This window comes from Acinetobacter sp. VT 511, assembly GCF_001077515.1.
GTDB classification, from domain to species: Bacteria; Pseudomonadota; Gammaproteobacteria; order Pseudomonadales; family Moraxellaceae; genus Acinetobacter; species Acinetobacter schindleri.
Window position 1 is genome coordinate 1 of the sequence record NZ_LFRE01000079.1, and the last position, 10,025, is coordinate 10,025.

Annotated in this window: 10 protein-coding genes, 1 tRNA gene and 2 pseudogenes; 1 reads left to right on the plus strand and 12 read right to left on the minus strand. The window is 42.0% G+C overall.

Going from position 1 to position 10,025, the window contains the following annotated elements; all coding sequences use genetic code 11:
* Positions 1-12: 12 nt before the first annotated feature.
* The 9 genes and pseudogenes from ACS72_RS17560 to cysS form a co-directional block, all read right to left on the minus strand.
* Positions 13-764 (minus strand): IS5 family transposase gene (locus ACS72_RS17560; RefSeq protein WP_228156260.1). Its coding sequence is split into 2 segments (ribosomal slippage): positions 13-530 and positions 530-764, totalling 753 coding nucleotides; the frame shifts between segments, so codons are not numbered across the junction.
* 78 nt (positions 765-842) lie between these two features.
* A pseudogene (locus ACS72_RS12100) lies at positions 843-1,792 on the minus strand (TolC family protein); the annotation flags it as partial.
* Between the two features lie 229 nt (positions 1,793-2,021).
* Complete coding sequence (gene lptB, locus ACS72_RS12105; protein WP_008305403.1) at positions 2,022-2,762, minus strand: LPS export ABC transporter ATP-binding protein; 741 nt, start codon at positions 2,760-2,762, stop codon at positions 2,022-2,024.
* Positions 2,762-3,328, minus strand: coding sequence for a lipopolysaccharide transport periplasmic protein LptA (lptA, locus tag ACS72_RS12110; protein WP_004812577.1), 567 nt, complete (start codon positions 3,326-3,328; stop codon positions 2,762-2,764). The genes lptB and lptA overlap by 1 nt, the downstream gene beginning before the upstream one ends.
* Complete coding sequence (lptC, locus tag ACS72_RS12115) at positions 3,312-3,860, minus strand: LPS export ABC transporter periplasmic protein LptC (RefSeq protein ID WP_004894330.1); 549 nt, start codon at positions 3,858-3,860, stop codon at positions 3,312-3,314. Before lptC ends, lptA begins: the two co-directional genes overlap by 17 nt.
* A 33-nt stretch (positions 3,861-3,893) precedes the next feature.
* Positions 3,894-4,433, minus strand: coding sequence for an HAD family hydrolase (locus ACS72_RS12120; RefSeq protein WP_008305404.1), 540 nt, complete (start codon positions 4,431-4,433; stop codon positions 3,894-3,896).
* 3 nt (positions 4,434-4,436) lie between these two features.
* Complete coding sequence (locus ACS72_RS12125) at positions 4,437-5,414, minus strand: KpsF/GutQ family sugar-phosphate isomerase (RefSeq protein ID WP_008305405.1); 978 nt, start codon at positions 5,412-5,414, stop codon at positions 4,437-4,439.
* A 273-nt stretch (positions 5,415-5,687) separates the two neighbouring features.
* Positions 5,688-5,763, minus strand: a tRNA-Gly gene (locus ACS72_RS12130).
* A gap of 65 nt (positions 5,764-5,828) precedes the next feature.
* Complete coding sequence (cysS, locus tag ACS72_RS12135; protein WP_048882276.1) at positions 5,829-7,250, minus strand: cysteine--tRNA ligase; 1,422 nt, start codon at positions 7,248-7,250, stop codon at positions 5,829-5,831.
* A 230-nt stretch (positions 7,251-7,480) separates the two neighbouring features.
* Here cysS and ACS72_RS12145 point away from each other — a divergent pair.
* Positions 7,481-8,642 (plus strand): annotated as a pseudogene (locus ACS72_RS12145) (IS3 family transposase).
* A gap of 11 nt (positions 8,643-8,653) precedes the next feature.
* On the opposite strand, the gene ACS72_RS12150 reads toward ACS72_RS12145, so the two are convergent.
* From ACS72_RS12150 to ACS72_RS17565, 3 genes are all read right to left on the minus strand, one after another.
* Entirely contained in the window at positions 8,654-9,187 is a 534-nt protein-coding gene (locus ACS72_RS12150) for a hypothetical protein (protein WP_048882278.1), read from the minus strand.
* A 3-nt stretch (positions 9,188-9,190) separates the two neighbouring features.
* The gene (locus ACS72_RS12155) at positions 9,191-9,661 is read right to left on the minus strand and encodes an IS5/IS1182 family transposase (protein ID WP_048882279.1); all 471 of its coding nucleotides are present in this window, start codon (positions 9,659-9,661) and stop codon (positions 9,191-9,193) included.
* The coding region (locus ACS72_RS17565; RefSeq protein ID WP_212771693.1) for a transposase family protein at positions 9,609-10,025 on the minus strand (417 nt) is incomplete at its 5' end. The genes ACS72_RS12155 and ACS72_RS17565, both read right to left, overlap by 53 nt.

Below are 10,025 nucleotides of genomic sequence, written 5' to 3' on the forward strand. Positions count from 1 at the left end.
TAGGGCGTGTCCTCATTTGGCTTTACACCAAATAAACATGCAAGCAATGTAAATCATAGACTGGTAATTTCGTGCAAGCTTATCAAATCGGGTTGCAATCGCTCGGAAATGCTTCAATCTCGCAAACACATTTTCAACTAAATGTCTTAATTTATATAGATATTTATCAAACTCCTTATTCGATCTTTTACTATTTGATCTCATTGGAATGATGGGAATCATATCCTTGTTCTGGGCATATATTCTAATGTGCTCAGCATCATACCCCTTATCAGCAATGAGATAAGTTGCCTCGCCTACAGTATCAATCAGTTGTTTTGCAACTTGACTGTCGTGGACGCCACCCCCAGTGATTTTAAAATCAATCGGTAATCCATTCGCATCGGTTGCAAGATGTATTTTTGTTGTTCGTCCACCACGTGATTGTCCAATTGCTCTTTCGAAACCATGCCGAGCTCCACTTGCATGTTGATGCACGCGTATGTAGCTTCCGTCAATGAATACCCATTCTTGATCCAAGACGCCTCGTAATCTAAAAAAAATTTATTCCACAATCCCTTGCTTGCCCAACGATTAAAACGATTATAAGCAGTTTGCCAAGGACAAAATTCTTGAGGAATATCACGCCATGTGGCGCCTGTACGCAGTTTCCATAAGATCGCTTCCATGATATTTCTACTATTCTTTGAACGGTAGCAACCATGTAATCGCATAGTATCTTGAATTTGCTGCCAGATATCATCGGTAAGAAGAGTACGTGCCATTGAAAATATAGAAATAAAAATAACTCAAAGGAGGATTTTAAGTATTTAAAACCAATTCTTCAAATGAGGACACGCCCTAATGGTAGGATAAGTATTTAACCTGGCCTGCTCCTTTTGCGAACGTGCAACTTCCACGCCAGCATGTGCCAACATCAACGTTGGAATACTGGTAAATTCAGGCTCCTGGTAAAGTCCGGCCTGTTGAATCAGACTATCCGGAATTTCCCACTCTACATTGGATATATCAAAGCCGAGTAAAGTACGCAGTTTTTGTTGATATTGACGTAACTGGGTTTGTTGCACAATCAGGTTATTCTCTGCAGCTTCCAGATTGGATTGGGCCTGAATCGGATCGGCCTGACTGCTGATCCCGGCTTTGGCTCGCAGATTGGCAATTTCCGCAATTCGTGCAATCCCTTGTTTCTGCTGCTCGGCAATCTTGGTGATTTCTTGATAGCGCTTGATATTGACAATGGCATCTGCCACTTCAAGTGCAATCTGATCCAGGCTAACTAAAACCCGTGCCTGCGCTTCGGCAAGCTTGGCTTCTTCAGTGGTTACGCTGGATTTTACTTGCCAAAATCATATAGCATTTGGGTCGCATTCAGGGAAACTACCTGACGACCGCGCTCACCCTTGGTTAAATCTGCTGTTCCAAATCCACCCGAAATCTGTGGATAGTATTGTGCCTTTGCGACATCAATATTGGCAGCCTGAGAGGACAGCGAAGATATACTTTGTGAAATCTCGGGACGACGCTGAACTGCTGTAAGTACAGCATCCTTGAGATCAATGCGTCTGGGAATGCCCATCGCTGGAATATTATTCTGGGAACGAGTACCATTCTGAAAACCGCCTACTTGGGGCAACTCCTGAACACGTGAGGTATCCAGCTGATAATTACTCAAATCCCGCAGAGCAACCGTATGTGAGGATTTCACAGGTTCAGGGGAGAATAGTTTACTGACCCCTTGTTTGAATCCCTGAAAATATCCCTTTTCCGTATCTGCCGCATAAACCTGAGACATTTGCAAAGGCAATAAAAAGGCGATAAATACCCTTTTTTTTCCCTGTAAATTACCCCGAAGTTTATTAATTTTTTTGCTTGCAATAGCATGATTATTGGTGTCGTTTTTAAACTAACTATATACCAAACATATTTTAAAATTGATGATACTAAAATATTTTCGACGAAAAAATCCCACACAACAACGCTAAAGTTGACTGTGTGGGCTTGATTAAGGTAATAAAGCCGAATTACACGGTAAAGTCATCACCCAGATACACTTTTCTAACAGTTTCATTATTCAGGATTTCTTGTGGTGTACCTTCTGCAATCACTGCACCTTCACTGACAATATACGCATGCTCACAGATTGCCAAAGTTTCACGCACATTATGATCAGTAATTAATACCCCAATACCACGATCTTTCAAGGTTGTGATAATGTCTTTAATATCTCCGACAGAAATCGGATCGACCCCGGCAAAGGGTTCATCAAGTAGCATGAATTTTGGATCAGCTGCCAGCGCACGGGCAATTTCCGCACGACGACGCTCACCACCAGAGACACTCATGCCCAGAGAATCTTTGATATGGGTAATCTTAAAGTCTGCCAGCAATTCTGCCAGGCGCTGCTGACGCTGGGCTTTGGTCAATTCCTTACGGGTTTCAAGAATCGCCATGATATTTTCAGCAATGGTAAGCTTCCGGAAAATAGAAGCTTCCTGCGGCAGATAACCAACCCCTTTACGGGCACGTTCATGCATGGCCAAATCTGAGAGATCCAGATCATCCAGATATATTTCACCTTTATCCATACGCACCAGACCAACCACCATATAGAAACTGGTGGTCTTACCTGCACCATTCGGTCCAAGCAAACCAACGATCTGACCACTTTTCATGCTGAAGGATACATCCTTCACCACCCAACGTTTACTATAGTTTTTCGCCAGATGTTTAATGGTTAAAGTTTGAACCTTTGATTCAGCCATTAGTCACGTGCTCCCGGGAAGGATTTAGAACTGGATGGTGGAATCACAATCTGTACACGACCTGAAGAGGAACCAGTTTTATTTGGCGTACCGACAGCTTCAATATCACCCTTATTCATGCTGTATCGAAGCGTATTACCACGGATACTGGCCCCATCCTGTTCCAGGAAGGCATTACCTGTCAGGGTAATAATACCGGTATCAGCATTGTAGACAATCTTCTGTGCCTGACCTTTCGCAATTCCTTTAGCAGCATCAATCTGTTGCTGGAAACGTGCAGGACTGCCATTTGCTGTAATCGTGCTGATTTGCTTCTTGCTATTCAGGTTCGCCACAATTGAGTTTGCCTGAAGTTTCATGGTCCCTTGCTCAATAATGACATTACCGGTATAAGTTGTGATACCGGTACGCTCATTAAAAGTTGCACGGTCAGCTACCAGTGAAATAGGCTGCTGGCGGTCTGAAGGAATTGCCAATGCTGCGAGTGAAGTAAACCCGAGCACAGCAGCAAGCGCAGTACGCTTCAGGAAAGTAGTCGTCATTTTAGGTTTAAGAATTTGGTTCATACTTTCCTCGAATATTAAAAAATTCGTATTGCCCGTCATTTAGATTTGCCTTCAAGCCCTGACTGATAAACTCAGCTTGTGGAGTCGTTACTTCTACAGCTTTATCCGTTTCAATTTCTCGTGTTTTAGGGAAACCTGTTAACTCTTCTGTCTTGAACTGAAGCTGACCATCTTGCAGAATCTTGGTTGCTACCACCTGCTGAGAAAGGATCACTTTAGTATTATCCTCGTACCCATTCACAAGTTTGGCATAAAAAGTAGAATCTACTTTGCCATCCTTGTACATAGAAGCATTCATATTTTCCAGCTTCGAGGTTTTTTTCTGCATATCCTGCTCGAGTCGATCGACTTGAGCACGAACAGCCAGCTCACCTTTTTCATCGGTCTGCGTCAAATTAATATTTTCAGCCGTGGATTTCATACTGCGTGCAGCATCTACCTGAAGCTTATTGCCACTTCCACTGAAATAATAATAACCACCACTTATGGCTGCGAGAATAATCGCGGTTACGTATAAAACTTTAGTATCCATAAGCAGTGTACTTAATCCAGAACGTATAGTTGATTAATATGGCGCACGAGTAAACTTTTCAAGTAATTCTTGGTAAACACCTTTAGACATTAAAAGCATGTCACAGATCTCGCGCACTGCACCACGACCACCCATCGCCTGAGTCACCAGATCGGCACGACGACGTACTTCGACATGACCATTTGGAACTGTCACTTTCATGCCAGCAATCGCAAAAGCTGAGAGGTCAGGCCAGTCATCGCCCATATACAGGCAATCTTCAGGATCGATATTCAACTGAGCGCAAGCTTCTTTGAGGGCAACGCCTTTGTCTTCACGTCCCTGATAGACTAGGTCTACCCCTAAATCAGACATACGTTTTTGTACAATATTACTTTGACGTCCAGTGATGATAATCACTTTAATTCCAGCCTGCTGAACCAGCTTCATACCTAGACCATCACGAATATCAAAGGATTTGATCTCATCTCCCGTATTGGTCAGCGTAACAAAACCGTCACTTAGAATCCCATCAACATCAAGCACCAGTGCTTCAATATGACGTGCCTGCTCTAATAATACATAAGATGCCATCTATTAATTTACCCCAGCCTGAATCAGGTCATGCATACTAATTACACCAATGACTTTATTGGCATCATCAACAACTACAAATTGATTAATTTTATGTTCATTCATACGTTCCAGCGCTGCTACAGCACGTGCTTCCTGAGAAATCGTCAAAGGATTTTTGGTCATCACTTCCTGGATCGGCAAATTGACATCAAAACCTTGCTGCTTATCGATCAATCGGCGCAAGTCACCATCCGTGAAAATACCCAGCAGAACATCATTTTGATCGACAATTGTGGTTAAACCTAGACGTTTATTTGAAATTTCGTATAAAACTTGATTCATCGGTGTATCTGGTGACACTTTTGGCAATTCCGAACCTGTATGCATGAGATGTTTTACATGCAGCAATAAGCGTTTACCCAAGGCACCCGCTGGATGTGAAAGGGCAAAATCGTCAGCAGTAAAACCACGTGCATCTAGCAGCGCTACAGCCAGAGCATCGCCTAACACCAGAGTCGCTGTAGTACTTGAAGTTGGTGCCAGACCCAGCGGACAAGCCTCTTGCAGATTACCCAAAGTTAAAGCGACATCGGCATTTTGTGGCATAGGGCCTTTGTCGTCACCACTAATGGTAATTAAAGGAATTTCCAGACGCTTGATCAGAGGCATCAGCATCATGATTTCATCACTCTTGCCTGAGTTTGAAATAGCAATCAGTACGTCACCCGGCACCAGCATGCCGAGATCTCCATGTCCCGCCTCACCTGGATGCATAAAGAATGAAGGCGTACCTGTAGAGGCAAAAGTCGCGGCCATTTTGCGGCCAATATGCCCGGATTTCCCCATCCCGGTAATCACCAGACGCCCCTTACACTGCAGGATAATTTCACATGCCTGACTAAAACGTTCATCGATTTGGGCAGCTAAAATCTGTAATGCATGTTCTTCGATACGCAGTGTTTCAAGTGCAACTTTCTGGAAGTCTATTTGATTTGGCATATTTGGTGGGTTCAAAGTAGGTTTACCTTAACTCTATACAGAGTTGACTCAGTCTAGCAAAAATAATTTTCGCAATTTTATCATATCTATGCAAATTACAGGTTTCAAAATGTATGGCTTTTCATAAAACTTAAACTGAATGTTTTGAAATTTGCCTGACTAAAAGCCCCTCATTATTCAAAATTTAATCATATAAAATCAGTTCTGATTTTCCTTTTTATTTTGCACAGACAATAAAAAACCCCAATCTTCCGATCAGGGTCTTTTGAATTTTGGAGCGGGAAACGAGACTCGAACTCGCGACCCCAACCTTGGCAAGGTTGTGCTCTACCAACTGAGCTATTCCCGCAATATGGGAGTGGATTATAAAGAGTTTCCGCTAACTGTCAACTCTCTACCGACTCAACTGCTGAATTAATCAGCACGACGCCATACCGTACCTTGACGCGTATCTTCCAGTACCACCCCTTGGTCCAATAAGGACTGGCGGATTTCATCGGCACGAGCAAAATTTTTCTCTTTCTTGGCATCCTTACGTTGCTGGATCAGGTCTTCAATCTGCGCTTCAGACAAGCCTAACGCTTCCTGACCAATATCAGACTTCAAGAATTCGTCGACATTGTGCTGTACCAGACCCAGAATATTGGTGAGATGACGCAAAGTAGAATAATAAACAGCGGCCTGTTCCTGATTCTGATCTTTTACTGCACGGTTTAGCTCTTTATTCAATTCAAACAATACAGCAATGGCTTCTGGGGTATTAAAGCCATCACACATGGCTGCATTGAAACGCTCAACAAAACTTTGATCTAGTGTTTCAACCATTTGCTCGCCATATACCGCTTGATAAGCTTTAAAGGAATGATAGAAACGCATCAGCGTATTTTTCGCTTCTTTTAATGCTACATCAGAATAGTTCACTGGGCTGCGATAGTGTGAAGAGACGATAAAGTAACGCACTACTTCTGGATGGAATTTTTCAATCACATCGCGAATAGTGAAGAAGTTACCTAAAGACTTCGACATCTTTTCGCCATCGACATTAATGAAGCCGGCATGCATCCAGTAGTTCACATATTGTTCACCTGTCGCTGCTTCAGATTGTGCAATCTCGTTTTCATGATGAGGGAAGCTTAAGTCAGCACCACCACCATGAATATCAAAATGGTTGCCGAGGCAGCAAGTTGACATCGCAGAGCATTCAATATGCCAGCCTGGACGACCATTACCCCACGGAGAGGTCCAAGATGGTTCGTTTTCTTTGGCGTGTTTCCAAAGCACAAAGTCAAACGGGTGTTTTTTCTCAACTTCAACGTCAACACGCTCAGAAGCACCGGCTTGCATATCTTCTAGCTTACGACCTGAAAGACGACCATATTTGGCAAATTTTTCAACTTCGAAATACACATCACCATTCTTGGCTGGATATGCTGTGCCGTTATCGACAAGGGTACCAATCATATTTTGCATTTGATCGATATAGTCGGTGGCTTTTGGTGCAGCATCTGGTGCAAGACAGCCTAACTTGGCAAAGTCTTCATTCATCGCATCAATAAAACGGCTGGTCAGTGATGAAATGCTTTCACCATTTTCATTGGCACGTTTAATGATTTTATCGTCAATATCGGTGATATTGCGTACGTATTTCACCTGCCAGCCCTGACTGCGCAGGAAACGGATAATATAGTCGAATGCAACCACTGTACGTGCATGTCCGATATGACAGTAGTCATAAACCGTCATACCACAGACATACAGATCAATCTGACCTTCTTTACGAGGCACAAATTCTACTTTTTTACGTTGCTCTGAGTTATATAGAACAAATGGTTGCATAGGTCTTCTAGAATGCTTTTACAAATGATGGCTCATCTTAACCTAAGCATTATTTTTCATAAAGTTTTAAGATATGTTTTTATAAAATTAGCAAATTCATTAATGAATTTAAGAATTAAAAAAAAAGACCAATATCTAACCAGTCTTTTTTTACTCGCAGTTTTAGTGAATAGCCACCGATTTTGTAGACACCTTTTAGTTAGATAAAATGGCTAATTAACGAGGTGCTTATGAGCAGTAAACGATACCCTGAAGAATTTAAAATTGAAGCAGTAAAGCAAGTTACTGAGAAAGGTCATAGTGTGGCCGAAGTTGCTGCACGTTTAGGAACCACCACCCATAGTCTGTATGCCTGGATCAAACGTTATGATCCACAGCAACCCAAGATAACAGAATCTAATGATCCAAGTGCAGAATTAGCAAAGTTAGAAAAAGAGCTGCAACGAGTTACAGAAGAAAGAGATATTCTAAAAAAGGCCGCGGTGTACTTCGCAAGCCAGTCCAAATGAGGTACGCCTTTATTCAGGACAATCAGCACATATGGCCTGTTCGTCGTTTATGTTCAACTTTAGATGTGCATCACAGTGGTTATTACGCCTGGTTAAAGCAACCCACTAGTAAAACTGCGAGGAAACGGCAACAGCTTTCAGGACTGATTAAACAGTTCTGGCTGGAATCTGGTGGAGTCTACGGCTATCGCAAGATTCACTGTGATTTGAAAGATATTGGTGAAAGTTGCGGGATTAATCGAGTACATCGGCTCATGAAGGCGAATGGTCTTAAATCGCAGCGTGGTTATCGTAAACCTAGAGCTCATGCTGGTGTTCCGGCTGTCGTTGCCGCAAACACTTTAGACCGACAATTTAATCCAACTCAGCCCAACCAGCTGTGGGTGACTGACATCACTTATATCCGCACTCATGAAGGGTGGCTATATCTTGCGGTGGTGATTGACCTGTTTTCACGTCTTGTTGTTGGCTGGTCTATGAAATCCAGAATCACGGCAGATCTGGTTTTAGATGCGTTATTGATGGCTTTGTGGCGAAGAAACCCAAAGAACAAAGTCCTAATCCATTCTGACCAAGGCAGCCAATACACCAGTCATGAATGGCAGACATTTCTCAAGCATCATAATCTTGAAAGTAGTATGAGTAGACGACTTGCGCAGTATACTGCTCATGCCATGACAATGCTGTTGCAGAAAGCTTCTTCCAGCTATTAAAGCGGGAACGAATTAAAAAGAAAATCTATGCGACCAGGACTGAAGCAAGGTCGGATATCTTTGAATATATTGAGATGTTCTACAATTCAAAACGCAGACATGGTTCCAATGGTCAGCGTTCTCCATTAGATTATGAAAAGGCCCATCAAAAGATGATTATGTGTGTCTAGAATTTTGGTGGCTATTCATTATCCTGATCTGTTAAGCCTGTAGGTAAGTCTACAGTGACTTCAACCTTATCATCTTGAACTTCTTCTTTATTGATAAATGAATCACCATTACCGATGATAACATCCTGAGGCTTTTTCACTTTTGTTACTGCTTCTGATGATCCGCTACCCCCGCTACCTCCTGCAGCACCCGCAATTAAACCAACTCCACCAAGCGCTAAACCAACAAATGGCCAAACACTTACAAATGAACTTTCTGACTGTCCATATAATAATGGTTCAATTTTATCTATAGGGTTATAAGCAATTGTTTTAAAATCAAATAAAAATAATTCTGCTTGCTCATTTCTAAAAACTAGCGAGCTTTCTTCTATATCAAAATTATCAACTGCTATTTTTTCACCGTTCTTTAAAATGATTACCGCCTGATTATTTAGATATTCAATCTTTTCTATATCTTCAACTTTTACATCTATTAAGACAATGGAGCTATCAGTTAATTCAATTTTATGTAAATAATTTTTTATTAAATAGACCTCTTTCATAAATCATTTTTTGCTCAGTTCCAAGTTGTAGATTCCAGCGATTAAATTGAATCTCAAACCAAGCCTTTTACCTCTATTTCGATAACGCTCAGCAAGGATTTTGAAGGTTTTCAGGCTGCCAAATACATGCTCAATTCCGATTCTTCTTTTATTGATTTCCTGATTATAGATTTTCAATTCAGGATCCAATTTACAGTGTCTTTTGGCTTTTAATGGCAACAGGCTATTCGGATACAACACATAAATCCCCTGATAGCCTTTATATGCAAGGATAAAAGCCCCAAAAGGAATCTGGTTTAAATTGCGTTTGAACAACTCGAAATCATGCACTGCACCGCGACTGGTACATAAACTCAGAATTTGCTGAGTTTTGTAGTGAATCATGGCCTGTACTTTAAAGGTATGGGTCTTTTTCTTGCCGCTATAGCTTTTCTTCTGTTTTTTTAGGCCTTTGGATTGGAATTTCCGTGGCATCCAAGATCACAACATTCCAGTCGATGCCTTCGCCCTCGGGTAAATCTTTGGGTAAATTAAACAGATTGGACCGAATCAGGCAGTCTTCAACATGACGGACAATTCTTGAGGCTGTGGGCTCTGAAACCCCGTAACTCGTCGCGACATGAAATAAGGTTCGGTATTCCCGCCAATAGCTCAGACAGAGCAGAACCTGATCCTCCAGGCTTAACTTGGGCGGTCTGCCTTTGGCAGAGACATGCTTCTGCAATTGCTCAACCATCAAATAGAAAGTTGACCATGAGATGCCTGTGTATCGCTTGAACTGAGGATCAGAAAGCTTGTTTGAATCGATGTATTTCATCCGCAGATTATGCACCAGATA

What these genes read in the sequence shown, in the direction of transcription:
- lptB (WP_008305403.1), bottom strand. Translation starts at nt 2,762, where the DNA reads ATGGCTGAATCAAAGGTTCAAACTTTAACCATTAAACATCTGGCGAAA.
- lptA (WP_004812577.1), bottom strand. Translation starts at nt 3,328, where the DNA reads ATGAACCAAATTCTTAAACCTAAAATGACGACTACTTTCCTGAAGCGT.
- lptC (WP_004894330.1), bottom strand. Translation starts at nt 3,860, where the DNA reads ATGGATACTAAAGTTTTATACGTAACCGCGATTATTCTCGCAGCCATA.
- ACS72_RS12120 (WP_008305404.1), bottom strand. Translation starts at nt 4,433, where the DNA reads ATGGCATCTTATGTATTATTAGAGCAGGCACGTCATATTGAAGCACTG.
- ACS72_RS12125 (WP_008305405.1), bottom strand. Translation starts at nt 5,414, where the DNA reads ATGCCAAATCAAATAGACTTCCAGAAAGTTGCACTTGAAACACTGCGT.
- cysS (WP_048882276.1), bottom strand. Translation starts at nt 7,250, where the DNA reads ATGCAACCATTTGTTCTATATAACTCAGAGCAACGTAAAAAAGTAGAA.
- ACS72_RS12150 (WP_048882278.1), bottom strand. Translation starts at nt 9,187, where the DNA reads ATGAAAGAGGTCTATTTAATAAAAAATTATTTACATAAAATTGAATTA.
- ACS72_RS12155 (WP_048882279.1), bottom strand. Translation starts at nt 9,661, where the DNA reads ATGCCACGGAAATTCCAATCCAAAGGCCTAAAAAAACAGAAGAAAAGC.